The sequence below is a fragment of the Variovorax sp. YR566 genome, from assembly GCF_051992195.1.
In the GTDB taxonomy this organism is placed as follows: Bacteria; Pseudomonadota; Gammaproteobacteria; order Burkholderiales; family Burkholderiaceae_C; genus Variovorax.
In genome coordinates this window covers 2,305,897-2,329,716 of sequence record NZ_CP197092.1, presented here as the reverse complement: position 1 = coordinate 2,329,716, position 23,820 = coordinate 2,305,897, and the positions used below count along the sequence as shown (strand labels likewise).

22 protein-coding genes are annotated in these 23,820 nt (G+C 67.1%); 7 read left to right on the top strand and 15 right to left on the bottom strand.

Annotated features, from left to right (window positions below):
* The first annotated feature begins 101 nt into the window (after positions 1-101).
* Positions 102-1,247, top strand: a complete 1,146-nt coding sequence (locus tag ACTG4X_RS10800; protein WP_440533782.1) for a helix-turn-helix domain-containing protein — start codon at positions 102-104, stop codon at positions 1,245-1,247.
* A 27-nt stretch (positions 1,248-1,274) separates the two neighbouring features.
* Here the strand turns inward: ACTG4X_RS10800 and ACTG4X_RS10795 are convergent, their stop codons facing one another.
* The 9 genes from ACTG4X_RS10795 to ACTG4X_RS10755 all read right to left on the bottom strand — a co-directional run bounded on the left by ACTG4X_RS10795 (position 1,275) and on the right by ACTG4X_RS10755 (position 10,170).
* Entirely contained in the window at positions 1,275-1,652 is a 378-nt protein-coding gene (locus ACTG4X_RS10795) for a nuclear transport factor 2 family protein (protein WP_440533781.1), read from the bottom strand.
* A gap of 92 nt (positions 1,653-1,744) precedes the next feature.
* Positions 1,745-3,238: a M81 family metallopeptidase gene (locus ACTG4X_RS10790; protein ID WP_440533780.1), complete on the bottom strand. Its 1,494-nt coding sequence runs from the start codon at positions 3,236-3,238 to the stop codon at positions 1,745-1,747.
* The gene (locus ACTG4X_RS10785; protein WP_440533779.1) at positions 3,235-4,353 is read right to left on the bottom strand and encodes an ABC transporter substrate-binding protein; all 1,119 of its coding nucleotides are present in this window, start codon (positions 4,351-4,353) and stop codon (positions 3,235-3,237) included. The genes ACTG4X_RS10790 and ACTG4X_RS10785 overlap by 4 nt, the downstream gene beginning before the upstream one ends.
* Positions 4,350-5,603 (bottom strand): Zn-dependent hydrolase, encoded by a 1,254-nt coding sequence (locus tag ACTG4X_RS10780; RefSeq protein WP_440533778.1) that lies wholly within the window; start codon positions 5,601-5,603, stop codon positions 4,350-4,352. Before ACTG4X_RS10780 ends, ACTG4X_RS10785 begins: the two co-directional genes overlap by 4 nt.
* Positions 5,604-5,637: 34 nt before the next feature.
* On the bottom strand, positions 5,638-6,351 hold the full coding sequence (locus tag ACTG4X_RS10775) for an ABC transporter ATP-binding protein (RefSeq protein ID WP_097199701.1): 714 nt from the start codon (positions 6,349-6,351) through the stop codon (positions 5,638-5,640).
* Positions 6,348-7,115 carry an ABC transporter ATP-binding protein gene (locus ACTG4X_RS10770; protein WP_440533777.1) on the bottom strand — a complete coding sequence of 256 codons (768 nt, stop codon included), beginning with the start codon at positions 7,113-7,115 and terminating at the stop codon, positions 6,348-6,350. The genes ACTG4X_RS10775 and ACTG4X_RS10770 overlap by 4 nt, the downstream gene beginning before the upstream one ends.
* A complete protein-coding gene (locus ACTG4X_RS10765) occupies positions 7,112-8,071 on the bottom strand; it encodes a branched-chain amino acid ABC transporter permease (protein ID WP_440533776.1) in 960 nt (319 codons plus the stop codon). The genes ACTG4X_RS10770 and ACTG4X_RS10765 overlap by 4 nt, the downstream gene beginning before the upstream one ends.
* An 8-nt stretch (positions 8,072-8,079) precedes the next feature.
* Positions 8,080-8,940: a branched-chain amino acid ABC transporter permease gene (locus ACTG4X_RS10760; RefSeq protein ID WP_093050009.1), complete on the bottom strand. Its 861-nt coding sequence runs from the start codon at positions 8,938-8,940 to the stop codon at positions 8,080-8,082.
* A 24-nt stretch (positions 8,941-8,964) separates the two neighbouring features.
* On the bottom strand, positions 8,965-10,170 hold the full coding sequence (locus ACTG4X_RS10755) for an ABC transporter substrate-binding protein (protein WP_440533775.1): 1,206 nt from the start codon (positions 10,168-10,170) through the stop codon (positions 8,965-8,967).
* Positions 10,171-10,376: 206 nt separating this feature from the next.
* On the opposite strand from ACTG4X_RS10755, the gene ACTG4X_RS10750 reads away from it, so the two are divergent.
* The gene (locus tag ACTG4X_RS10750; RefSeq protein WP_093075324.1) at positions 10,377-11,141 is read left to right on the top strand and encodes a FadR/GntR family transcriptional regulator; all 765 of its coding nucleotides are present in this window, start codon (positions 10,377-10,379) and stop codon (positions 11,139-11,141) included.
* A 6-nt stretch (positions 11,142-11,147) separates the two neighbouring features.
* On the opposite strand, the gene ACTG4X_RS10745 is transcribed toward ACTG4X_RS10750, so the two are convergent.
* Positions 11,148-12,107, bottom strand: a complete 960-nt coding sequence (locus tag ACTG4X_RS10745) for a LysR family transcriptional regulator (protein WP_093050000.1) — start codon at positions 12,105-12,107, stop codon at positions 11,148-11,150.
* 106 nt (positions 12,108-12,213) lie between these two features.
* Between ACTG4X_RS10745 and ACTG4X_RS10740 the strand changes: the two genes are divergently transcribed.
* Positions 12,214-13,569 (top strand): aspartate aminotransferase family protein, encoded by a 1,356-nt coding sequence (locus ACTG4X_RS10740; RefSeq protein ID WP_093075329.1) that lies wholly within the window; start codon positions 12,214-12,216, stop codon positions 13,567-13,569.
* Between the two features lie 77 nt (positions 13,570-13,646).
* On the top strand, positions 13,647-15,089 hold the full coding sequence (locus tag ACTG4X_RS10735) for an MFS transporter (RefSeq protein ID WP_440533774.1): 1,443 nt from the start codon (positions 13,647-13,649) through the stop codon (positions 15,087-15,089).
* A 6-nt stretch (positions 15,090-15,095) separates the two neighbouring features.
* Here ACTG4X_RS10735 and ACTG4X_RS10730 read toward each other — a convergent pair whose 3' ends face one another.
* Positions 15,096-16,397, bottom strand: coding sequence for an SUMF1/EgtB/PvdO family nonheme iron enzyme (locus ACTG4X_RS10730; RefSeq protein ID WP_440533773.1), 1,302 nt, complete (start codon positions 16,395-16,397; stop codon positions 15,096-15,098).
* Positions 16,398-16,572: 175 nt separating this feature from the next.
* Between ACTG4X_RS10730 and ACTG4X_RS10725 the strand changes: the two genes are divergently transcribed.
* From ACTG4X_RS10725 to ACTG4X_RS10715, 3 genes are all read left to right on the top strand, one after another.
* A complete protein-coding gene (locus tag ACTG4X_RS10725) occupies positions 16,573-17,112 on the top strand; it encodes a TRAP transporter small permease subunit (RefSeq protein ID WP_093075336.1) in 540 nt (179 codons plus the stop codon).
* Positions 17,113-17,180: 68 nt separating this feature from the next.
* Positions 17,181-18,722 carry a TRAP transporter large permease gene (locus tag ACTG4X_RS10720; RefSeq protein ID WP_093075339.1) on the top strand — a complete coding sequence of 514 codons (1,542 nt, stop codon included), beginning with the start codon at positions 17,181-17,183 and terminating at the stop codon, positions 18,720-18,722.
* Complete coding sequence (locus tag ACTG4X_RS10715) at positions 18,719-19,207, top strand: hypothetical protein (protein WP_307615761.1); 489 nt, start codon at positions 18,719-18,721, stop codon at positions 19,205-19,207. The genes ACTG4X_RS10720 and ACTG4X_RS10715 overlap by 4 nt, the downstream gene beginning before the upstream one ends.
* 57 nt (positions 19,208-19,264) lie before the next feature.
* Here the strand turns inward: ACTG4X_RS10715 and ACTG4X_RS10710 are convergent, their stop codons facing one another.
* The 4 genes from ACTG4X_RS10710 to xseB all read right to left on the bottom strand — a co-directional run bounded on the left by ACTG4X_RS10710 (position 19,265) and on the right by xseB (position 23,677).
* Entirely contained in the window at positions 19,265-20,344 is a 1,080-nt protein-coding gene (locus ACTG4X_RS10710; RefSeq protein ID WP_093049979.1) for a TRAP transporter substrate-binding protein, read from the bottom strand.
* A 111-nt stretch (positions 20,345-20,455) separates the two neighbouring features.
* A complete protein-coding gene (dxs, locus tag ACTG4X_RS10705; RefSeq protein WP_093049976.1) occupies positions 20,456-22,312 on the bottom strand; it encodes a 1-deoxy-D-xylulose-5-phosphate synthase in 1,857 nt (618 codons plus the stop codon).
* A 181-nt stretch (positions 22,313-22,493) separates the two neighbouring features.
* Entirely contained in the window at positions 22,494-23,414 is a 921-nt protein-coding gene (locus ACTG4X_RS10700; protein WP_440533772.1) for a polyprenyl synthetase family protein, read from the bottom strand.
* Positions 23,411-23,677, bottom strand: a complete 267-nt coding sequence (gene xseB / locus ACTG4X_RS10695) for an exodeoxyribonuclease VII small subunit (protein WP_007829283.1) — start codon at positions 23,675-23,677, stop codon at positions 23,411-23,413. The genes ACTG4X_RS10700 and xseB overlap by 4 nt, the downstream gene beginning before the upstream one ends.
* Positions 23,678-23,820: the final 143 nt, after the last annotated feature.

Sequence of the window (23,820 nt, the reverse complement as noted above, 5' to 3'; positions counted from 1 at the left end):
AAACCCTTGACACTTGCACAGACCGCGCGAAATTCTCAAAATGAAACAGCTTGCCGTCCGGCGAGCCAGGAAAAGCCGCCCCACACGCGCGAAAAACCACGATGCCCGTCTCTATCGTTTCGCCATCGCCTGAGCGTTCCCTGGCCATTGCCCAAGCCCGCCGCGAAGTGATCGAGGGCGAGTCGGCCGCCCGGGCGCGCGGCGCCGCCTGCGTCGATTCGTGGATCACCCGTTCCTGGCAGCGCTGCATCGAGGCCGGTCGCCGGCCCCAGCAGCGAGTCAGCTTCGACCCGGTGAGCCGCTCGGCCAGCCGCGACGTCGCCGAGCGCAACCGGGCGCTGGTCTCGGCGGCCCGCCCGGTGATAGAGCGGCTGTCGCGCGCCATTGCCGACACCCGTTATTTCGCCGTACTGACCGATGCCGACGGCATCGTCATCGACGTGGGCAACCTGCCTGACGGCGCCGACGCCGCCAGCCGGTATGCACGCGACATCGGACGCGTCGGCGTCGACCTGTCTGAGCGCGCCATCGGCACCAGCGCCATCGGCACCGCACTGGCCGAGCAGGAATCGGTGTGGCTGCACCGTGGCGAGCATTTCTTCGACGACACCGGCGTCTACAGCTGCGCCGGCGCCCCGCTCTTCGGCCCCCGTGGCGACTGCATCGGCATGCTCGACCTGACCGGCGTGCAGGTGGTCGAACGACCCGAGCTGCGCCACCTGGCCACCCTGTCGGCGCGCAGCATCGAGAACATGCTGGTGATGCGCGAGCCCTGCGAACTGCTGCTGCACCTGGCGTGGCCCGGCAGCACGAACAGCGAGGCCACCGAGGGTCTGCTGTGCATCGACGCCACCGGCAGCGTCACGGGCGCCAACGCAGCGGCCCGGCAGATGCTGCACCAGCCGCTGCCGCGCAGCGAGCATGCATTGCACTTCAACGACCTGTTCGCGCTGCCGCTGCACATGATGTTCGACGCGGCCCGACGCGCCGACGCGGTGCTCGAAGTGCCGCTCTGGTCGGGCCTGCGGGTGCAGGTGCGACCCCAGCGCAGCAGCACCAGCGGCACGGCGGGCGCGCTTGCTCCCGACACCCGCCCGCGGCTGCGCGATGTGGAAACCGCGCTGATCCGCAAGGCAGTGGCCGATGCGCGCGGCAATGTGGCGGAAGCGGCGCGGGCCCTGGGCATCAGTCGGGCAACCGTCTACCGCAAACTCTGGCGTGGACGGCCGGCCGGCGCGCCGGATTGAGCGCCGGCGTTCAGCTTTCGTTCAGGCTCAGGCGCCGACCGGCACCTTGTCCAGAAAGCCCGTCACCGAACTGAGCTTGCCTGCATCGAGCCGCACGAAGTCGGTGCCCTGGATCAGGTCTTCCGCCCCGCTCGGCCCCAGCGTCCATGAGAAGCGCAGGTGGTCGCCATGCGCATCGGCCTTGCCCAGCAGGCTGAAGCGAAAGCCTGGGTAGCGCTGGTGCACCACGCCGACCAGCGCACTGATCTGCTCGTGCCCGCTGGCCTGCGCCATAGGGTCCACGTAGCGGGCGTTGGCGGTCCACCCGGCTTCGATCAGCGCGGCGCGGCGCGCGGCGTCGGTTTCGTTCCAGACGGCGATGTAGCGTTGGGCGATCGCGGTGGCATCGTGTGCGGCGGTGTTCATGATGACGATTCCTTTCGAGGGTTTCGACCCGCAACATCGCGGGGTGAAGGAATGGTCGCGTCGCACGCGATTCGCGTCGATGACGTCTCAGGTCATGCTGCAGCGTCCATCGAGGCGTTCGCATCCAGCGGAAACACCGGCCGACGCACCTTGCTGAACGGGAACAGGCTGTAGTCCGAGCTCGTGACGCCCGGGCTGTCGCACTCCACCAGCGCGGCCGACAGCGGCTCGAACACCGGCCGGCAATACATGCGCGACTTGAGCAGCAGAAAGCGCTCCTTGCGCGGATCGAGCCCCGCGCATTCGAAGACGCCGATGTCCCAAGGCTCCTGCGTGCGCTCGGTCACCACGATGCGCGCCGTGTCGATGTCGAACAGCACCGTGCGCCCCATGCTGCTGCGCTGGCCGGTGTAGGTGGGACCGGTAATGACGTACTCGCCGTCGCTGATGGTTCGCACGGTGCCCGTCAGGCGCACCGGCGTCTTCGAGAGGCCGATGCCTTCGAGCGAGACCTTGTTGCCGAGCGCCACCGTCACCTGCGCGCCCTCGCCCGCCGCGACCAGTTGCGCCACCGCTTCGGGGTCGCACAGCGGCCCGACGCCGATGCCGTGCAGCCCCTGCGCCAGCGCCTCCTGCAGAACGTCCATGGTGTCGCAGCTGCCGCCGGACATGCAGTTGTCGCCATGGTCGAGCAGCAGCACCGGGCGCGTCGCGCCCTCGGCAATCAGCTTCGCGCGCCCGATCGACTGCGCCAGCGGTTCGCTGCGGTAGATGAAGGCCTCGCGCTCGCTCCACATCTGCGCGGCGATGCGGTCGGCCGTGGCCTGTGCGCGCTCGGGCGACTGCGCATCGACGACGATCACACTCATGCACGGCGACTCGATGTCCGACAGCGAGAAGCCCGCGAGGATCGACACCGCGAGCGACTCCGACTTCTCGGCCTCGCGCGCCGCCTCGATGGCGCGCTGCATCGCGCCGGTGAACGACGCGCTGCGCAGCGTGTGCGCCATCAACGGCAGCCGGTGCCAGCGCATCGCCGGCTTGCTGCGCCCGGCCAGCAGGTCGAGCAGCAGGCGGCCGGCGTGCTCGCCGGTTTCGTACATGTCGATGTGCGGATAGGTCTTGAAGCCGACGATCACGTCCGCGTTTTCCACCATCTCGGGCGTGACGTTGGCATGCAGGTCGAGCGCCACGCCGATGGGCACGCCCGGCGCCGCCGCGCGCAGGCGCACCAGCAGGTCGCCTTCGCCGTCGGCGCTGTTCTGCGCCACCATCGCGCCGTGCAGGTCGAGCAGGATGGCATCGCAGCCCGCAGCCGCATCGACGATGCGTTGCGTCAGCAGCGTGTAGGCCTGCGCATCGACCGGCCCGCTCGGGTTGGCCGAGGCCGACACCGGCGTGACGAGTTCGGCGCCGGCCGCTTCGACCAGGTCGATGAAGGCCGACATCGCCGTGCGCATGCCCTTGTTGTCACGGTAGGCCTGCTCGCCGAAGGTCGGCCCGTCGGGCCCGAAGGCCGCGAGCGGCGTGGGCACGGGCGAGAAGGTGTTGGTCTCGTGGTTGAGGCGCGCTATCAAGACTTTCATTGAGCAAACTTCCCGCCGCTTGCCAGCATCGTGATGTCGCCGAAATTCGAACCATTGCGGTTGTCGGCCTTGAACGTCAGCATGTAGCCACCCAGGTTCATGGGCGGCGAAGTCTCGATGGTTCGCCTGAGCGATTCGGTGGTGATCGGCCCCTTGACACGCTGCAGCGCTTCCGCAAACGCCTTGGCCGTGATGTAGCCCTCCAGGCCCAGATAGGAGCCCTCGCCCTCGCTGCCCGCGCTCTTGCGCGCGCGCTGGTACTCGTCGACGATCGGGAAGCGGGTCTTCCAGAACGGCGGCATCACCTGCGACAGCACGATGCCGCGGCTCTTCTCGCCGAGCTCCTTATAGAGCAGGAAAGAGCTGGCCACCGAATTCGTGTAGATCTGCGGATGAATCGGCGCGGCGACCAGCGCCCGGATCATGTTGATCGCCGGCATGCCCGCCGCAATGACGTATACGGCCTGCGCGCCGCTGGCAATGACCTGCTGCGCGGCGCGCGTCGGTTCCTTTTCCTGCGGGTCGAAGCGCAGCGCCAGCACCTGGGACAGCCCGTTCTTCTGGAGCGCGTCTATCGCGTCCTTCTCGATGCCCTTGCCGTAGGCGTCGTCGCTGGAGACGATGGCGATACGCGTCAGGCCCACCGTCGCCAGGTGGGTCATCACGCGGCGCACTTCGTCGGCGTACGACTCGCGCACGTGATAGATCGGCACCTTCGGCCCGCGCAGCACCGCGGCACCGGTCAGCCCGCCGAAGATGAAGCTGTCGTACTTCGCCGCCACGGGCGCCATGGCCGCGCCGATGCCCGTGCCCATGGTGCCGAAGAGGCAGACCACGCGGTCGGTGCCCAGCAGCTTCTCGGCGTTGGCCGCGGCCTTGTCGGCCGCATAGACATCGTCGTACGTGATCATCTTGACGGGCCGCCCGCCGATGCCACCGGCCTTGTTCAGCTGGTCGAACAACAGCGTCTGGCCTTCCATGAACGCGAGGCTGTTGGGTGCCAGCGGCCCCGTCAGTACCGCGGACTGGCCCACCAGGATGGGTTCGGCAGCGCCTGCCGGCACCACGGACCATGCGAGGGCAAGCGCCATCAGGGCGCGGCTCCACGCCTTCACGACACGACTCCCGCGCTTTGCAGCATGGCTTGCAGCAGCACGTTGCAGCCGGCTTCGAGATGGTCGGGCTGTGCGTCCTCGATCTCGTTGTGGCTGATGCCGTCGAGACAAGGCACGAAGATCATGGCCGTGGGGCACACGCGTGCGAGGTACACCGCGTCGTGGCCCGCGCCGCTGATCACGTTCATCCAGGTCATGCCCTGCGTCTGCGCAGCTTCGCGCACGGCAGACACGAGCTTGGGAGTGAAGGGCTGCGGCTGGAAGTACACGACCTGCTCCACCGACATCTCGACCTTGCCCTTCGTGGCAATGCGCTGCACGGCTTCTTTCAGTTCGGCGTCCATGGCCGACAGCACCACGTCGTCGGCCGCGCGCAGGTCGACGCTGAGCTTCACGCGGCCCGGGATCACGTTGCGCGAGTTCGGGTAGTTGTCGATCCAGCCGACCGTGCCGCGCCCATGCGGCGCGTGGGCGAGCGCAATGCGGTTGACCTCGATCACGAGTTCGGAGGCGGCCAGCAGCGCGTCCTTGCGCAGCTCCATCGGCGTGGGGCCGGCATGGGCTTCCATGCCTTGCACCACCACGTCGTACCAGCGCTGGCCTAGCGCTCCTTCGACCACGCCGATCACGCGCTCGTTGGCTTCGAGCACCGGGCCCTGCTCGATGTGCGCCTCGAAGTACGCGCCCACCGGCGATGTTGTTGCCGACGCGGGCGTGCTGCCCGCGTAGCCAATGGAGGCAAGCGCGTCGGACACGCTGACGCCGTCGTTGTCGCACTGCGCCAGTGCATGCTCGAGCGTGAATGCACCGGCGAACACGCCGGAGCCCATCATCACGGGCACGAAGCGCGAGCCCTCCTCGTTGGTCCACACCGCCACTTCGAGCGGCGCCTCGGTTTCGATCTTCGCGTCGTTCAGGCTTCGGATCACCTCGAGCCCCGCGAGCACGCCGTAGTTGCCATCGAACTTGCCACCGGTGGGTTGCGTGTCGATGTGGCTGCCGGTGGTGACGGGCGGCAGCGCGTTGTTGCGGCCGGCGCGGCGCGCGAAGATGTTGCCGATGGCGTCCACGCGGACTTCGCAGCCCGCCTCGCGCACCCAGCGCACGAACAGGTCGCGGCCCTGGCGGTCGAGGTCGGTCAGCGCGATGCGGCAGACGCCGCCTTTCTCGGTGGCGCCGAGTTGCGCCAGTTCCATCAGCGAGTTCCAGAGCCGCTGGCCGTCGATGCGGAGTTCAGTGTGTGAGTTCATGGCTTTGCGATAAAGATGAGTGTTGCGGGAAGCCTCAAGCAAGGCCCACGCCCAGATAGCGGTCTTTCACTTCATGGTCGGCCATGAAGGCTGCGTTGCCGGCCTCGTGCACGATCACGCCCTGCTCCACGATGTAGTGGCGGTCAGCCAGCTGCACGCAGACTTCGAGGTTCTGCTCGACCAGCAGGATGGCCACGCCGGCCGCCTTGATGGTCTTCAGCTGCGCGACGATCTCCTCGACGATCACCGGCGCCAGGCCCTCGACGGGCTCGTCGAGGATCAGCAGGCGCGGGTGGTTCATGAGCGCGCGGCCAATGGCCAGCATCTGCTGCTCGCCACCCGAGAGCTGCCCACCGCCGTTGCGCCGCCGCTCCTTCAGGCGCGGAAAGATGCGGTAGATGTCGGCCAGCTGCCAGGGCGATTCGCGCCGCAGGCCGAGCAGCAGGTTTTCTTCTACCGTCAGCAGCTTGAAGACGCCTCGGTGCTCCGGCACCAGGCACACGCCGCGCGTGGCGATGCGGTGCGGCGGCATGCCCGCGATGTCGGCGCCCTGGAAGCGCACACGCCCGCTCGTGGGGGTGACCGCACCAGCAATGCTCTTGAGCGTGGTCGACTTCCCCGCGCCGTTGCGGCCCAGCAGCGTGACGAGCTCGGCCTCGCCCACGCGCATCGAGATTCCCTGCAGCACGTGGCTCTTGCCGTAGTGCGCATGGAGTTTTTCGACTTCGAGGATGTTTTGGGCGCTCATGCCTTGCCTCCGGTGATCATGTTGCCCAGATAGGCCGTGCGCACGCGCGCATCGGCACGGATGTCGCCCGGCAGTCCCTCGGCGAGCACGCGGCCCAGTTGCATCACGGTCACGGTGTCGGAAATGTCCATCACGATGTTCATGTTGTGCTCGATCAGCACCACGGTGTGCCGGTCACGCAGGCTGCGAATGAGCTGCTTCATGTCGTCGAGGTCGTCGATGCCCATGCCCGAGGTCGGCTCGTCGAGGAAGATGGCCTTCGGCCTGGCGGCCAGCGCCATGCCCACTTCGAGGCGGCGCTGCTGGCCATGCGAAAGCTCGCTGGCCGGCGTGTTCGCCAGCCGTTCGAGCCCGACGCGCTGCAGCACCTCGTCCACCGTCTGCGTGCAGGCCAGTTCGCCGACTGGCGCGCGCCAGCAGTTCATGGCCTGGCGCGGCGAAACGCCCTGCGCCGCCACGCGCAGGTTCTCGCGCACCGACAGGCTCAGGAACAGCGCCGTGACCTGGAACGAACGCGCCATGCCGCGCTGCACGCGCCGGTGGTCGGGCTCGCGCGTGACGTCGTGGCCGTTGAACAGGATGCGGCCGCCAGTGGTCGTGCCGGTGCCCGTGAGCATGTGGAACAGCGTGGTCTTGCCCGCGCCGTTGGGACCGATCACCGAATGCACGGTGTTGCGCCTGATCTTCAGGTCGACCCCGCCGAGCGCGGCGAACTTGCCGTAGTGCTTGGTGACGCCAATGGCTTCGATGAGAACGTCGCTCATGCCTTCTCCCCTTGCGCGGCAGGCGCGTTTGGAGCCGGTGGCGCCCGCCGGAAGATGCGTTTCCAGATGCCCTCGCCCAGCCCCCAGAGCCCGCGCTGCATGCCGATGCTCACACCGATCAGCAGCAGGCCCAGCAGCAGCAGCCAGCGCGGCCACAGCGTGGAGAGCCAGTCGGCCAGCAGCACATAGAAGGCCGAGCCCAGCACCGAGGCAAACAGGTTGCCGGTGCCGCCGATCACGGTGATGACCAGGATCATCTCGCTCGTGTGGTACTCGGCGTTCGACAGCGGCGCGATGCCGGTCATCATGGCGTGCAGCCCGCCCGCCAGGCCGGTGACGGCACCCGAGATCATGAAGGCCAGCAGCTTGAAGCGCTTGAGGTCGTAGCCCACGGCGGCGGCCCGGTCCTCGTTGTCGCGGATGGCGAGCAGCGTGCGGCCGAAGATCGAATCGGTCACGCGCAGCAGGAGGCCGAAGGCGATCAGGAAGATCACCGCGACGAAGGCGTAGTACTTCCACGGCGTGTCCATGAAGCCGGGGCGCGGCACGTCGAGCAGGCCGTTGTCGCCGCCCGTGAGGTCGGTCGCGGTGTAGGCAATGAAATAGAACATCTGCGCGAAGGCCAGCGTGAGCATCACGAAGTAGGTGCCGCGCTGGCGGATGGCAACCCAGCCGACCACCGCCGCGCCGATCGCACCCATGGCCATGGCCGCGAGCAATGCGAGCGGCATGGGCAAGTGCAGGCGCGTGAGCAGAATCGCGATGGTGTAGCTGCCCAGCCCGAAGAAGATGCCCTGCCCGAAGGACAGCAGCCCCGTGTAGCCCAGCAGCAGGTTGCAGCCCAGCGCTGCCAGCGCGTAGATGAGCACTTCGCTCGCGAGCGAGCCCGAGCTCAGCACCAGCGGCAGGCCCAGCGCGGCGATCAGCGCCAGGAGGAATGTGATTTTTCTCGGCATGGCGTCGTTCATCCTTTGCGGCCGAGCAGGCCATGCGGGCGCAGCAGCAGCACGGCTGCCATCGCGATGTAGATCATCAGACTCGCTCCCGGCGGCCAGATGGTGCTCATGAGGCTTTGAACTATGCCGATCACCAGCCCGCCCACGAGCGCGCCGCCGAAGCTGCCGAGCCCGCCGATCACCACCACCACGAAGGCCACGCTCAGCGCCTCGACGCCCATGAAAGGCTCCGCACCCCGAATCGGCGCTGCCAGCACCCCGGCCAGCGCAGCAGTGGCCGCACCGAGCGCGAACACCAGGCTGAACACGCGGAACACGTTGATGCCGAGCAGCGACACCATCTCGGTCGATTCGCTGCCCGCGCGCACCGCGCTGCCCAGGCGCGTGCCTTCGAGCACCCACCACAGCAGCACCGCGAGCACGGCGGTGAAGCCGATCACGAACAGCCGGTACTTGGGATAGACAAAGGCGCCCCACATGACCACGCCCTGCAGCAGGTCGGGCGTGGCCACGCTGTTGCCCAGCGGGCCCCAGAACACGATCACGATCTCCTGCACCGCGAGCGCGAGGCCCACCGTCACGAGGATGTGGAATTCGTGCGCCTTGGCATACACGCGGCGCAGCAGCAGCTTCTCGGCCAGCCAGCCCAGCGCGCCGACGGCTAGCGGCACCACGAGCAGTGCGACCCAGAAGTTCAGGCCCCACTGCATGGCCTGGTAGCACAGGTAGGCACCCAGCAGATAGAAAGCCCCGTGCGCGAAGTTCACGAAGCGCAGCAGGCCGAACACGATGGACAAGCCAACGGCCAGCAGGAAATACAGCATGCCGATGCCGATTCCGTTGATGGTCTGGAGCAGGTAGACGGACATGGGCGCGTCGGTGTCCTTGCGTGCTCAGGCCAGCTTGCAGCCGGTCTTGTCGACGGGCAGGAAGGACTTGCCCGAGCTCACCACATCGACGTAGTCGGCAGCGTCCTTCATCTTCGACTTCGCCTTGCCCTTGAGCAGGTAGTAGTCCTTGATGACCTGGTGGTCGGCCTTGCGGATTTCCTCGGTGCCGGTGAGGCCGTCGAACTTCATGCCTTCGAGCGCGGCAATCACCGCCTTCTGGTCCACGGTGCCGGCCTTCACGATGCCATCGATCAGGATCTTGGTGCACACGTACGAGCCCGCGAGGCTGTAGTTGGGCACGATCTTGAGCTTGTCGGCGGTGCGCTTCACCAGGTCCTTGTTGAGCGTGGTGTCGGCCGTGTGCCAGTACTGCGCGCCGAAGTAGACGCCGTCGCACAGGTCGGCGCCCAGCTCGTCGAACTGCTCCAGCCCCGAGGCCCAGGCCATGAGGATCGTCATGTTCTTGTGCATGCCGAAGCTCACCGCCTGGCGCAGCGCGGCCGAAGACTGCGCGCCGAAGTTCAGCAGCAGCAGCACGTCGGGCTTGGCGGCCATGGCGTTGGTGAGGTAGCCGCTGAATTCCTTCTCGTTGAGCGAGTGGTAGCTGTTGCCCACGTGCTCGATGCCCTTCTCCTGGAAGATGTTCTTGGCCGCGCTCAGCAGGCCGTCGCCGAACACGTACTGCGGCGTGATCGTGTACCAGCGCTTGGCCTTCGGCATCGAGGCGATCAGCGGGCGCACCGTCTGCTCGATGGCGCCGAAGGTGGGCACCGACCAGCGGAAGGTGGCGGGGTTGCAGTCCTTGCCAGTGATTTCATCGGCGCCGGCGGTGGTGATGAACAGGCCGCCGGCCTTCTCGGCCTCCTTGCCCATGGCCAGCGCTTCCGACGAGAGGATGCCGCCCGCGAAGAACTTCACGCCCTGCTGCTGCGAGGCTTCCTGCACCTTGCGCACCGCGGTGGCCGGCTTGCCTTCGGTGTCGAGCACCGTGTAGGCCAGCGGACGCTTCAGCACGCTGCCGTACTGCTCGATGGCCAGCTTCATGCCCAGGTCGGCGAACTTGCCATTGGCTGCGAAGGCACCCGACATCGGGACCGGGCAGCCGAAGCGGATCGCGTCCGCCGACTGGGCAAAGGCGGCGCGGCCGCCCAGGAGCGAAGCGGGGGCAGCCGACAGGGCGGCCAGCTGAAGAAGATGTCTGCGTTGCATGAGTTCTCCGGTCGTGGTGGGAAGTAAGGGAAAGGTGGTGCCTGCGATCGCTGGCGAATTTAAGCGGATAAATCGGATTAATATGCTGGTAAAAACCCGCTAGCAATCCTTGTGCCCAAAACCAGACCGCCCCGTCGCACGACGCCGTTTAAGATCGCCCGCTGTTGCGCATCCCGCGCATCTCCCGATGGGCATGGAGCGTGTGAATGAGAGTGGGGCAGAACCGCCCGAAGCGGCAAAAGCTCTCGGACGTCATCGTCGAAGACGTCAAGCGCTGGATCGTGGCGGAGCGCAAGCAGCCCGGCGACCGGCTGCCGAACGAGAAAGAACTGATCGAGCTTTTCGGCTATTCGAAGAGCACGGTGCGCGAGGCCTTGAAGGCGCTGGAAGTGCGCGGCCTGGTCTCCATCCGCACCGGCCCCGGCGGCGGGGCGTATCTGCAGCAGGTGTCGGTGGACCATGCATCGGAGCCGCTGCGCAACTTCCTGCACTTTCACCATCTCGACGGCCATCACATCTACCAGTTGCGCAAGGCGCTGGAGCCCGAGCTGGCCGTGAGCGTGGTGGGCCGACTGACACCCGAGCAGTTCGAGCAGCTGGAAGAAAACGTCCGGCTGTGCACGATCGAGCCGACCAACGAAGACGAACTGCGCACGCAACGCGAGGCCGAACTCGGCTTTCACACGATGCTGGCCGAGAGCTGCCCCAATCCGGTGCTCTCCTTCATGTGCCGTTTTCTCAACGACCTGCTGCGCGACCTCGTGGTCTACAAGAAGGCGCTGGACCACCACCACTTCGGCGAAGCCAACGTCGACTATCACACGCAGCTGCTGGCCGCCTACCGCAAGGAAGACGCCGAAGAAGTGCGCCGGCTGATGTCCGAGCACATGATCGATGCCGAGCAGCACATGCACGAGATGGAGGCGCATATCGGCGCCAAGCATCTGTTGCTGCCGAGCGGGCAGCGCTGACCTGCGTTACCGGTGCGCCTTCTCCAGGCATTCCTGAAACGCCAGCACCGCGCGTGACGGCTTCGGCGAACGCCGCAGCAGGCTGACGAAGCGGCACGCATAGTTGAAGCGCGCCGGCAGCACCGCCTTCATGAGCCCGCGCTGCTCGAACACCTGCGCGTAGTGGTCGGGCAGAAAGCCCAGGAAGCGCCCCGAAAGAATCAGCGTTGCAATCGCCTCCTGGTCGAAGCCGGTGGCCTTGCGCGACAGCTTCGCGCGGTGGCTCAGCTCCATGTTCGGCGAGTGGTAGCCGAGCCCCGCGAAATGATGCTCGCGCAGTTTGGCCCAGGTGAGCCTGGCGTGATCGGCGCCGAACAGCGGGTGCTTCGCGCCGCAATACAGCAGCATCGTCTCGTCGAACAGGTCGGCGTACACAAGGCTCTTGGAGCTGCGGTGCGCCGGGATGATGCCGATCTGGAAATTGCCCTCCAGCACGCCCTGCTCGATGGCGTTGATCGAGCCCACGTGCAGCGCCAGAGTCACCTCGGGTGCGATCTCGGTGAAACGCGCGATGGCCTCGCCGATACGCGCCTTCGGGTTGGTCGCCGTCTTGTCGAACAGCGCCACGTCCAGCTGCCCGCCCATGCGGTTGTGGATGTCGTCGATGCTGCCGCGGAAGGCGTCGACCGAGGCCAGCAGGCGCAGCGTCTCGTCGTACACGCGCTGCCCCTCGGCGGTGAGCGCAAAACCCGCCCGCCCGCGCCGGCACAGCACGAGGCCGAGCCGCGTCTCCAGGTCTTTCACGTGGCGGCTCACGGTGGAGGTGCCGATGTTCAGCTCCAGCTCGGCGGCCGCCATGCCGCCGCAGTCGACCACGCTCTTGAACACCTTGAGCAGGCGCAGGTCCATGTCGCTGAGCTGCCCCAATACGGCGCGGTTGCGGGCACTGTTTTGGGTACCGCTTCGGGCTTTGGCCTTTACTTGCATGAAGTGTCAAGTGAACATTGATATTGCGCCATTCTCCACACTGAAGGCTCTGCCAACAATCGGCACATCCCATCACCCCCGGAGCCCGCCCCGTGCGGGAAGCGCCATGACCCTCGCAACGCCCGCCATCGAACCGACGCCCACCGCGCGCACCGACGCCGCCTGGCTCGACGCGCACTGGATGCCCTACACCGGCAACCGCAACTTCAAGGCCGATCCGCGGATCATCGTGGAGGCCAAGGGCGCCTACTTCACCGACATCGACGGGCGCAAGATCTTCGACGGCCTCTCGGGCCTGTGGTGCTCGGGCCTGGGCCATGGCCGCCCCGAAATCACCGAGGCGGTGAGCCGCCAGATCGCCAAGCTCGACTACTCGCCCGCCTTCCAGTTCGGCCACCCGCTCTCCTTCGAGCTGGCCAACAAGATCAAGGAAATGACGCCCGCAGGCCTCGACTACGTGTTCTTCACCGGCTCGGGCTCCGAAGCCGCCGACACCTCGCTGAAGATGGCGCGCGCCTACTGGCGCACCAAGGGCCAGGCGAGCAAGACGCGCCTGATCGGCCGCGAGAAGGGCTACCACGGCGTCAACTACGGCGGCATCTCGGTCGGCGGCATCGCGGCCAACCGCAAGCTCTTTGGCCAGGGCGTCGAAGCCGACCACCTGCCGCACACGCAGCTCGCATCGAATGCCTTCACGCGCGGCATGGCCGAGAACGGCGCCGAGCTGGCCGACCGCCTGCTCGACCTGATCGCGCTGCACGACGCATCGAACATCGCGGCCGTCATCGTCGAACCCTTCGCGGGCTCGGCCGGCGTGGTGATTCCACCGAAGGGCTACCTGAAGCGCCTGCGCGACATCTGCACGGCCAACAACATCCTGCTGATCTTCGACGAAGTGATCACCGGTTTCGGCCGCTGCGGCGCGCTCACCGGCGCGGAAGCCTTCGGTGTGACGCCCGACATCATGAACATCGCCAAGCAGGTGACCAACGGCGCGCAGCCGATGGGCGCCGTGGTCGCCAGCAAGGAGATCTACGACACCTTCATGGCCGCAGGCGGCCCCGACTACATGCTCGAGTTCCCGCACGGCTACACCTACGGCGCACACCCCGTGGCCTGCGCCGCCGGCATCGCCGCACTCGACGTGCTGCAGAAGGAAGACATGATCGGCCGCGTGCAGGCGCTGGCGCCGCATTTCGAGAACGCCGTGCACAGCCTGAAGGGCAGCAAGCACGTGGCCGACATCCGCAACTACGGCCTCGCCGCCGGCATCACGATCGCCGCGCTGCCGGGCGAGCCTGCACGCCGTCCGTACGAGATCGCGATGAACTGCTGGAAGAAGGGCTTCTACGTGCGCTACGGCGGCGACACCATCCAGCTCGCCCCGCCCTTCATCGCGGAGAAGGCCGAGATCGACCGCATGGTCAACGCACTGGCGGACGCGCTGGCCGAGACGGCCTGAGCCTGCTTCGGCTCCCGGCCTGATCGGAGGCCGGGTCCTACAGGCGGCGCGCCGGCCGCCTCCCAATAATCGGCGGCATGACGGTACTGAGCAGCGACATCCCCGCCCGCCTGGACCGCCTGCCGTGGTCGCGCTGGCACTGGCGCGTAGTGATCGCGCTGGGCGTGGCCTGGGTGCTCGACGGGCTCGAAGTCACGCTGGTGGGTTCCATCGGCGCAGTGCTGGAGCGGCCCGACGCGCTGGGGCTCACGGCCGGCGAGATCGGGCTGTCGGGCTCGGTGTACGTGGCGGGCGCGGTGCTCGGCGCGCTGCTCTTCGGCCGGCTCACCGACCGGCTCGGGCGCAAGAAGCTCTTTCTCATCACGCTGGTGGTCTACACGGTCGGCACGCTGGCCACGGCGTTTTCTCCCAACTTTGCTTTCTTCGCGCTGTGCCGCTTCGTCACGGGGCTTGGCATCGGCGGCGAGTACGCGGCCATCAACTCGGCCATCGACGAACTGATCCCGGCGCGCGTGCGCGGGCGCGTCAACCTCGCGATCAACGGCAGCTTCTGGATTGGCGCGGCGCTGGGCGCGGCGCTCAGCCTGGTGCTGCTCGACGCGCGCGTGATCGGCCCGGTGTGGGGCTGGCGCGCGGGCTTTGCGCTGGGCGCGGTGCTGGCGGTGGCCATCCTGCTGGTGCGGCGCGACGTGCCCGAGAGCCCGCGCTGGCTCATTGCACACGGACGCGCCGACGAGGCCAAACGCATCGTCGACCAGATCGAAGCGGAGATCGAGGCGCAGCACGGTCCGCTGCCCGCACCGCAAGGCTCTGTCGTGAACTACACGGCCGCGCGCGCCAACAGCCCGTCGATGCGCGAAGTGGCGCGCGTGCTGCTCAGGCGCTACCCGCAGCGCAGCATGGTCGCGCTGGCGCTGATGATCTCGCAGGCCTTCTTCTACAACGCGATCTTCTTCACCTATGCGCTGGTGCTCACCCGCTTCTATGGCGTGCCCGAAGGCGACGTGGCGCTCTACATCTTTCCGTTCGCGCTGGGCAATGTGCTCGGGCCGCTGCTGCTGGGCCCGCTGTTCGACAGCGTGGGCCGGCGCCGGATGATCGCGCTGACGTACGTACTCGCGGGCGTCGGCCTCGCGCTCACGGGTTGGGCTTTCATGATGGGCTGGCTCGATGCGCGCGGCCAGGCGCTGTGTTGGTCGGCAGTGTTCTTCCTGGCGTCGGCGGCGGCGAGCTCGGCGTACCTCACGGTGAGCGAGGTGTTTCCGCTCGAGATGCGTGCCATGGCCATCGCGATCTTCTATGCAGTCGGCATGGGCGCGGGCGGCTTCGCTGCGCCGCTGCTGTTCGGCCTGCTGATCGAAACCGGCAGCCGGGGCGCGGTGATGGTGGGCTATGGCATCGGCGCGGCGCTGGTCATCGTCGCGGGGCTGCTGGCCTTGCGCTATGCGGCCGATGCTGAGCGCAAGCCGCTGGAGGAAGTGGCGCCGCCGCTGTCTTCGGAAGCCGGCGGCGAGCGCTGACTGTCTCTACAGCGCGCAGGTTCTGAAGCCGAAAAAGCCGTCATCGCGCTCGGGCAGCGCAAAGGCACGGCGGCGCGGAGAACGCAGGCGCGCACGCGTCGCGAACGAAGCCCCGCGCAGCACGCGGGCCCGGCCGAAAGCAGCCGCAGGATCGAACTCTCCCCCCGCGCTCCACGGGTCGGCCCGATACCCCGGCCACGGCTGCAGCGTGCCCGCCGTCCACTCGTGAACGTCGGCCCACCGGAAGCCACGCCGCCCGGCCGTGTGCGCGGCTATCTCCCATTCGACTTCGGTCGCGATGCGCCGCCCGGCCCAGCGCGCCCAGGCGTCGGCCTCCCACCAGCTCAGGTGCACGGCGCTGTGGTGGCCTGCCGCACGCACTGTCACGCCAAAGCGCTGCTGCAGCACCGAACCGCCCGTGCCGTTGCGCGCCGCGCCAATCTGCTCGACATGGCGCGGCCCGCGCCGGCCCTCGATCTGCGCCCCGAGCCAGCGCCAGCCTTCGCCATGCCACAGCTCCTCGCGGTCGTAGCCGCCGTCGTCAACGAATTCGATGTACTGGTTCCAGGTGACGGGCTGCGCGTCGATCTCGAACTCGGGCACGTCGACCCGATGCGCGCTGCGCTCCTGTGCAAAGGCGAAACCGCCCTCGGGCATGCCCAGCTCCCATCGCGTGGCAGGCAGCAACAGCGGCTCGCGCGTGACGGCGATGGGCGCCTGCTCGACGCCCAGGGGCAGCCCCAGCGTCTGCGCCATCACCACGAACTGCTCGCCGCGCAGGTCTTCATGGAACAGCGCGAGGCGGTAGAAGTACAGGCCGGCATCGGTCTCGGCCGCGTTCTCGAGTAGCTCGAGCGTGCTCTCCAGCGTTTCGAGCAGGTAGGCCTTGGTCTGGGCGAGGTCGGGCAGGTCGGGCGACCAGCGGCGGCCCGGCGTGCTCTGCGACGGGTTCCACCAGTCGTCGGCGCCGGGGTCGATGGGCGCCAGGCGCGTGGGCCGCACCGGGCAGTCGACGCCGAAGGCGCGCTGGGTGTTGCGCCCGATCCACCATTCGGCGAACCAGCCGATGTGGCCGGCCAGCCAGACCGGCGGCACCACGCCCTCCTCCTCGGGCACGGGCGGCACGGCAAGCGCTTCGGCGCCCAGGGCCTCCTCGTAGAGCGACAGCAGGTGCAGCGTGTGGTTGCGCGCGTCGATCAGCGCCAGAGACAACAGCTCGCGGCCCGCGCGGCACATGTCGGGCGAATCGATCGAATGGGGCAGGCCCATGGCGCCCGAAGGCGTCGAAGGCGGCAGGCGCGAAGACATGGACGATTATGGCGACCAGGGCCGCCTCCCACGCCCCGGACAAGACCCGGATTCCGGGTAAACCCCGCCCCTCATGCCAAGTAGATACAAAGGTTCAACGGGGTAACATCTCGGGCTTTGCGCAGCTCCCACCAGGGGCCGGCGTTTCACCTTGGGCTTCGCGGGAGACACCCCCTTGTCTGCATTCCTCAAATTCGCGACCGGCATGGACTGGATCAGCGAAAAACTCGGCAAGATCGCCGGCTACGCCGTGCTGGCGGCCTCGCTCATTTCGGCGGCCAACGCCCTCGTCCGCTACGGCTTCGACTTCAGCAACAACGCGTTCCTCGAGATCCAGTGGTACCTGTTCGCCGCCACCGTGATGCTCGGCGCGCCCGTGGTGCTTCGCTTCAACGAGCATGTGCGCGTGGACATCATCTACGGCAAGCTCAAGGGCTATGGGCCGGTGTACGTCGACCTGTTCGGCCTGATCTTCTTCCTGCTGCCGGTGATGGCCCTCTTCACCTACGTCACCTGGCCCATGTTCTGGAACATGTGGGTCACGGGCGAGATGTCCGGCAACATCGGCGGCCTGATCCGCTGGCCCGCCGCGCTGCTGATGCCCGTGGGCTTCGCCGCGATGTTCCTGCAGGGCGTTTCGGAAATCATCAAGCGCATTGCCTACCTGCGCGGCCTGATCGAGATGGACACGCACTACGAGAAGCCGGTGCAGTGACGGGCGCTTTTCGCATCCCTCGCGCCCCTTCTGGTCTAGCCCTCTCCCGCACCGCAGGATAAGTAGAAATGCACATGGAAAATTTCGCCCCGATCATGTTCGCGGGGCTCGTGGTGATCATGCTGATCGGCTTCCCGGTCGCGTTCTCGCTCTCCGCCCTCGGCCTGATCTGCGGCTTCTTCGCCATCGAGATGGGCTGGTTCCCGGCCGGCTTCATGGCCAACCTGCCGCTGAACGTGTTCGGCATCCTGTCGAACGAGACGCTGCTCGCGATCCCGTTCTTCACGTTGATGGGAGCCGTACTGGAGAAATGCGGATTGGCGGAGGACATGCTCGACTCGATGGGCCAGCTCTTCGGTCCCATCCGCGGCGGCCTCGGCTACTCGGTGATCATCGTGGGCTTCATCCTCGGCGCCATCACCGGCACGGTGGCCGGCCAGGTGATCGCAATGGCGATGATCTCGCTGCCGATCATGATGCGCTACGGCTACGACATGCGCTATTCGACCGGCGTGCTCGCCGCGTCGGGCACCATCACGCAGCTGGTGCCGCCTTCGCTGGTGCTGATCGTCATGGCCGACCAGCTCGGCACCGACGTGGGCCAGATGTACAAGGGCGCCTGGGGTCCGTCGATCCTGCAGGTCATCATCTTCGCGATCTACACCTTCATGGTCGGGCGGCTGCGCCCGCACTACGTGCCGGGCCTGCCGGCCAGCGCACGTACGCTGAACGGCTGGGCGCTGTGGGGCAAGTGCCTGCGCGGCATCATCCCATCGGCCATCCTGATCTTCGCGGTGCTCGGCTCGATGGGCGGCCTGCCCTTCATGGACAAGGCCATCGCCACGCCGACCGAAGCCGGTGCGATGGGCGCGGTGGGCTCGCTCATCCTCGCGCTGATCCATCGCCGCCTGAACTGGCAGCTGATGAAGGACGCGATGGAAGGCACCATGCGCCTCACTGCGATGGTGGTGTTCATCCTCATCGGCTCGCGCGTGTTCTCGCTGGTGTTCCAGGGCGTCGACGGCGCCAAGTGGATCGAGCACATGCTCTCGGGCCTGCCGGGCGGCCAGGTGGGCTTCCTGATCGCGGTGAACATCTTCGTGTTCTTCCTCGCGTTCTTCCTCGACTTCTTCGAGATCGCGTTCATCATCCTGCCGCTGCTGGGCCCCGTGGCCCACAAGCTGGGCATCGACATGGTGTGGTTCGGCGTGCTGCTGTGCGTGAACATGCAGACCTCGTTCATGCACCCGCCCTTCGGCTTCGCGCTGTTCTACTTGCGAGGCATTGCCGACACCCTCTTCAAGAACGGGGCGCTACCCAAGAAGGTGGAGTCGCGCGACATCTACCTCGGCGCCGTGCCGTGGGTGCTGATGCAGCTGCTGCTGGTGGCCATCGTGATCTTCTTCCCGCAGACGGTCACCGTGTTCCTCGAGAAGGAAAAGGTCGTCGACATCGACAAGGTCAACCTCGACATGCCTGCCGACGCAGAGCCGCCGCCCGCGCCCGACAGCAACGGCGTGAACATGGAAGACCCGTTCGGCAACGAGAAGAAGACACCGGAAGAAACACCGGCGACGCCGCCGGCTTCCGGCGAAGCCACCAAGCCGTGAGCGACGACGGCGGCAGCACCCCCTCGCTCGAAAGCCCCGCCTTCCCTGCGCTGCTGCGCACGCTGGCGGTGGTGCTGGTGGTCGATCTCTTCGCCTTCGCGATCTGGAGCCTGCCCTCGCTGCGCAGCACCGCGTGGTCCACGAGCGCCCTCGTGGTGTTCGGCATCGCGGCGCTGTGCGTGGTGTGGGTCGGCTACTGGATCGTCTACAGCCGCACGCGGCTCGAAGGCGACGTACTGATCCAGACCTGGCTCTGGAACAAGCGCGTGAGCGCGCAGGAAGTGGCGCAGCTCAAGCTCGTGCACATCCGCATGCTCGAACGCGTGATCGCGCCGCGGCTGCTGGTGCGACGGCGCTACGGCGGCATGACGTGGTTCCACTCGGCCGATGCGAGCGTGCTCGTGGCCTTTGGCGAACAGGTGGCGAAGCGCTCCATTCCACCGAAGCCGGATACTCCCGAACCCGAGACCGGGTCGACGAAATAAAAAAAGCCCCGCTGGTTCCAGCGGGGCTTTTTTGCATGCAGCGCGCGAGGCGCCTGCTTACAGCTTCTGCTGCTGCATGAAGCGGTCGAAGGTGCCTTCCGTGTAGCGGAACCAGGCGTTCTGGTCGGCCAGGAATTTCGACCAGTCGCCGTAGATCTTCTTCCACTCGGGGTTGGTGTTGTTCAGGTCCGAGTAGATCTGCTGGGCCGACTTGAAGGCGGCGTTCATCACGTCCTGCGAGAACGGACGCAGCTTGGTGCCCGAACCCACGAGCTGCTTCAGCGCGATCGGGTTCTTGGAGTCGTACTTGGCCGTCATCGTGATGTTGGCGTGTGCGGCAGCCGCCTCGACGATGGCCTTGTACTCGGCCGACAGGCCTTCCCATGCCTTGGTGTTGATGTAGAAGTCGAGCTCGGGGCCGCCTTCCCACCAGCCGGGGTAGTAGTAGAACGGCGCGATCTTGTTGAAGCCCAGCTTCTGGTCGTCGTACGGGCCGACCCATTCGAGGCCGTCCAGCGTGCCCTTTTCGAGCGCCGGGTACAGGTCGGCACCGGGAATCGATTGCGGGATCACGCCGAAAGGCTCGAGCACCTTGCCCGCGAAGGGGTTGGTGCGGAACTTCAGGCCCTTCAGGTCGGCGACCGACTTGATTTCCTTGCGGAACCAGCCGCCCATCTGCGCGCCGGTGTTGCCGCCCGGCAGGTTGATGATGTTGTACTTGGCGTAGAACGCGCGCATCAGCTTCAGGCCGTTGCCTTCGTACATCCAGGCGTTCTGCTGGCGGGTGTTCATGCCGAAGGGCACTGCGCAGCCCAGGCAGAAGGTCGGGTCCTTGCCGTAGAAGTAGTACGGGGCCGTGTGGGCCATTTCGACCGAGGCGTTCTGCACGCCGTCGACCACGCCGAATGCGGGCATCAGCTCGCCGCCGGCATGAACGGAAATCTGGAACTTGCCGCCCGTCATGTCGCTGACGCTCTTCGAGAACACCTCGGCGGTGCCGAAGATGGTGTCCAGCGACTTGGGAAAACTCGACGCCAGGCGCCAGCGAACGGTGGCCTGCGCGTGAACCGCGGGTGCGATGCCGGCAGCCAGAACGCCCGCGATGCCGGCGTTTTTGATGAGGGAACGACGATCCATTGATAGCTCTCCGAGTTCTTGGAAAAACAAAACGCGGCTTGTGACCGCGTTGGGGACTTTTGTCTAAGTCCGGACGATTGTAAAAACGCGCTTACAGCCGCCGGCAGGGGTTTACCCTGCGCTCGAAACGAAGCGCTCGCGGATCGATGCCTCGATGCCGATGGCATCCAGTCCGATCGACGCCAGCAGCTTGGCCGGATCGCCGTGTTCGATGAAGCGATCGGGCAAGCCGAGTTGCAGCACCGGCTTCTGCACGTTCGCGGCTTGCAGTGCTTCGAGCACCGCACTGCCCGCGCCGCCCATGATGGCGCCCTCTTCCAGCGTGACGATGGCATCGTGCGTGCCTGCGACCTTCAGCAGCAGCTCGACGTCGAGCGGCTTGGCCCAGCGCATGTTGACCACCGTGGCGTCGAGCGACTCGGCGGCGGTGAGCGCGGGGTACAGCAGCGTGCCGAACGCGAGGATGGCAATGCGCTTGCCTTCGCGGCGAATCTCGCCCTTGCCGAAGGGCAGTGATTCGAGCGTGAGGTGCGGCGTGACGCCTGCGCCGGAACCGCGCGGGTAGCGCACGGCCACCGGGTGGTTCTGCTCGTAGGCACTCGACAGCAGTTGGCGGCACTCGCGCTCGTCGGCCGGGCAGGCCACGCTCATGTTCGGAATGCAGCGCAGGAACGGAATGTCGTACGCGCCCGCATGCGTGGCGCCGTCTGCGCCCACGAGGCCCGCGCGGTCGAGCGCGAACACCACCGGCAGGTTCTGGATCGCCACGTCGTGGATCAGCTGGTCGTACGCGCGCTGCAGGAAGGTCGAGTAGATCGCGACCACCGGCTTCAGCCCCTCGCATGCCAGGCCGGCCGCGAAGGTCACGGCGTGCTGCTCGGCAATGCCGACGTCGTAGTAGCGATCGGGAAAGCGCTTCTCGAATTCGACGAGGCCCGAGCCTTCGCGCATCGCGGGCGTGATGCCCACGAGGCGGCCGTCGTGCGCGGCCGTGTCGCACAGCCACTGGCCGAACACCTGCGTGAAGGTCTGCTTGGCCACCGCGGCGGACTTGACCAGCCCCACCTGCGGATCGAACTTGCCGGGGCCGTGATAGGCCACAGGGTCGGCCTCGGCCAGCTTGTAGCCCTGCCCCTTCTTCGTGACCACGTGCAGGAACTGCGGGCCTTCGAGGTGCTTGAGGTTCTCGAGCGTGGGCACCAGCGAGTCGATGTCGTGGCCGTCGATCGGGCCCACGTAGTTGAAGCCGAACTGCTCGAACAGCGTGGCCGGCACGACCATGCCCTTGGCATGCTGCTCCAGGCGCTTGGCCAGCTCGAACAGCGGCGGTGCGTTGCGCAGCATGCTCTTGCCGACGTTCTTGGCGGCGGCGTAGAAGTTGCCGCTCATAAGTTGCGCGAGGTAGCGGTTGAGCGCGCCCACCGGCGGGCTGATCGACATGTCGTTGTCGTTCAGGATCACGAGCAGCTTGCAGTCGCACACGCCCGCATTGTTCAGCGCCTCGAAGGCCATGCCCGCCGTGAGCGCGCCGTCGCCGATGATGGCCACGGTGTGGCGGTCTTCACCCTTCTGCTTGGCAGCCATGGCCATGCCGAGCGCGGCCGAGATGCTGGTCGACGAGTGGGCAGTGCCGAAGGTGTCGTACTCGCTCTCGCTGCGCTGCGGAAAGCCCGAGATGCCGCCGATCTGCCGCAGCGTGGGCATGCGCTCGCGCCGGCCCGTGAGGATCTTGTGCGGGTAGGTCTGGTGGCCCACGTCCCACACCAGCCGGTCGTGCGGCGTGTTGAACACGTGGTGCAGCGCGACCGTGAGTTCGACCGTGCCGAGGTTGGAGCTCAGGTGGCCGCCGGTGCGCGAGACGTTGTCGAGCACGCTGGCGCGCACCTCGTCGGACAGCTGGCGCAGTTGCGCCCGGTCGTATTTGCGGATCGGCGAGGGGTCGTGAAGTGTGGGAAGCAGCGGAGCCATGGGGAGGTATTTTCTTTTCTCAGTGTTCCATCACGCTTCGTAGGGCCCGCAACGCATGAAACTGCCGCGATTCAGTCGGGAGACACCGCGGAACCGGCTTTGCCGGGCTGCTGGTGTCGCCCCCTGAAAGGGGATTGGCGAAGCGACACGAAGTGCGCGAAGACTGGGGGTAAGTTTCATCCTAGCGGTCGCGGTCGACCACCATGTGGGCCAGCGCGCGCAGGGCTGCGGTGTCGGCCAGGCCGCTCTTCTCCAGGGCGGCGAGCGCATCGGCCAGCAGCTGGCGGGCCTGGGCGCGCGCGCCGTCGAGGCCGAGCAGCGACACGTAGGTTGGCTTGTCGGCCGCGGCGTCCTTGCCGGCGGTCTTGCCCAGGGTCTGCGAGTCGGCCGTGACGTCGAGGATGTCGTCGACCACCTGGAACGCGAGGCCGATGGCGGCGCCGTAGTCGCGCAGCGCGGCCAGTGCCGCGGGAGTGACCGAACCGCAGGCGGCGCCCATCTCGACGCTGCCCTGAAGCAGCGCGCCGGTCTTCAGGCGATGCATTTCGCGCAGCTGCGTTTCGTCGAGCGCAATGCCGACGCTGGCCAGGTCGATGGCCTGGCCGCCGGCCATGCCCTGGCTGCCCGCGGCGCGCGCGAGCAGGCGGCACAGCAGGGCCTGGGTGGAGGCGGGAATCTCGTCGCCATCGGGCGTGAGCAGTTCGAAGGCCAGGGCCTGCAGCGCGTCGCCGGCCAGCAAGGCGTCGGCCTCGCCGAATTTCACGTGCACGGTGGGCTTGCCGCGGCGCAGGACGTCGTTGTCCATGCACGGCAGGTCGTCGTGCACCAGCGAATAGGCGTGAATCAGTTCGGTGGCGCAGGCCGCGCGCAGGGCGGCGGCGCGGTTGCCGCCGACGGCCTCGCTGGCGGCCAGCACCAACAGGGGTCGCAGCCGCTTGCCGCCGTCGAGCACGGCATAGCGCATGGCGTCACCCAACAGCACGGGGGCGTCGACGCCGACCCAGCGCGACAGCGCCGCTTCGACATTCGCCAGACGGGGGTCGCTCCAGCCGGCTAGCGTGCGGGCGTCCCAATGGCTGGAATTCAGCGCGGCGGCGCTCATTCGGGCGTCCAGACCTTCAGGCTGCCCGAATCGAGCACCTTGATCTGGTCTTCGACCGCCTGCAACTTGTCGCGGCAGAAGGCGAGCAGCGCCGCGCCGCGCTGGTAGCTGACTAGCAGCTGGTCGAGGGGCAACTGGCCCGATTCGAGTTCCGCCACCAGTTGCTCCAGTTCCTGGAGCCCGGCTTCGTAACTGGCAGGCAGCGGGCCCGTATCGGGCGTTGCCGCCGGGCTGGACGAGGAAGGGGGGGGCACCTTGGGCATGCAAGCGAAACGTGGGTGAAATCGGGCATTTTAGGACTGGGATCGAAACAACTGGCGACCGCCGCCGGACCGGGTGAAAAGCCGGGGGCACAAAAATGCCCCCCGGGTACAATGCGAACTTCTCTCGTTGACGACGTCAACAC

What these genes read in the sequence shown, in the direction of transcription:
- dxs (WP_093049976.1), bottom strand. Translation starts at nt 22,312, where the DNA reads ATGGCTCCGCTGCTTCCCACACTTCACGACCCCTCGCCGATCCGCAAA.
- ACTG4X_RS10735 (WP_440533774.1), top strand. Translation starts at nt 13,647, where the DNA reads ATGACGGTACTGAGCAGCGACATCCCCGCCCGCCTGGACCGCCTGCCG.
- ACTG4X_RS10790 (WP_440533780.1), bottom strand. Translation starts at nt 3,238, where the DNA reads ATGAAAGTCTTGATAGCGCGCCTCAACCACGAGACCAACACCTTCTCG.
- xseB (WP_007829283.1), bottom strand. Translation starts at nt 23,677, where the DNA reads ATGCCCAAGGTGCCCCCCCCTTCCTCGTCCAGCCCGGCGGCAACGCCC.
- ACTG4X_RS10760 (WP_093050009.1), bottom strand. Translation starts at nt 8,940, where the DNA reads ATGTCCGTCTACCTGCTCCAGACCATCAACGGAATCGGCATCGGCATG.
- ACTG4X_RS10770 (WP_440533777.1), bottom strand. Translation starts at nt 7,115, where the DNA reads ATGAGCGACGTTCTCATCGAAGCCATTGGCGTCACCAAGCACTACGGC.
- ACTG4X_RS10780 (WP_440533778.1), bottom strand. Translation starts at nt 5,603, where the DNA reads ATGAACTCACACACTGAACTCCGCATCGACGGCCAGCGGCTCTGGAAC.
- ACTG4X_RS10750 (WP_093075324.1), top strand. Translation starts at nt 10,377, where the DNA reads ATGAGAGTGGGGCAGAACCGCCCGAAGCGGCAAAAGCTCTCGGACGTC.
- ACTG4X_RS10765 (WP_440533776.1), bottom strand. Translation starts at nt 8,071, where the DNA reads ATGCCGAGAAAAATCACATTCCTCCTGGCGCTGATCGCCGCGCTGGGC.
- ACTG4X_RS10700 (WP_440533772.1), bottom strand. Translation starts at nt 23,414, where the DNA reads ATGAGCGCCGCCGCGCTGAATTCCAGCCATTGGGACGCCCGCACGCTA.
- ACTG4X_RS10740 (WP_093075329.1), top strand. Translation starts at nt 12,214, where the DNA reads ATGACCCTCGCAACGCCCGCCATCGAACCGACGCCCACCGCGCGCACC.
- ACTG4X_RS10710 (WP_093049979.1), bottom strand. Translation starts at nt 20,344, where the DNA reads ATGGATCGTCGTTCCCTCATCAAAAACGCCGGCATCGCGGGCGTTCTG.
- ACTG4X_RS10720 (WP_093075339.1), top strand. Translation starts at nt 17,181, where the DNA reads ATGCACATGGAAAATTTCGCCCCGATCATGTTCGCGGGGCTCGTGGTG.
- ACTG4X_RS10775 (WP_097199701.1), bottom strand. Translation starts at nt 6,351, where the DNA reads ATGAGCGCCCAAAACATCCTCGAAGTCGAAAAACTCCATGCGCACTAC.
- ACTG4X_RS10730 (WP_440533773.1), bottom strand. Translation starts at nt 16,397, where the DNA reads ATGTCTTCGCGCCTGCCGCCTTCGACGCCTTCGGGCGCCATGGGCCTG.
- ACTG4X_RS10795 (WP_440533781.1), bottom strand. Translation starts at nt 1,652, where the DNA reads ATGAACACCGCCGCACACGATGCCACCGCGATCGCCCAACGCTACATC.
- ACTG4X_RS10800 (WP_440533782.1), top strand. Translation starts at nt 102, where the DNA reads ATGCCCGTCTCTATCGTTTCGCCATCGCCTGAGCGTTCCCTGGCCATT.
- ACTG4X_RS10755 (WP_440533775.1), bottom strand. Translation starts at nt 10,170, where the DNA reads ATGCAACGCAGACATCTTCTTCAGCTGGCCGCCCTGTCGGCTGCCCCC.
- ACTG4X_RS10745 (WP_093050000.1), bottom strand. Translation starts at nt 12,107, where the DNA reads ATGCAAGTAAAGGCCAAAGCCCGAAGCGGTACCCAAAACAGTGCCCGC.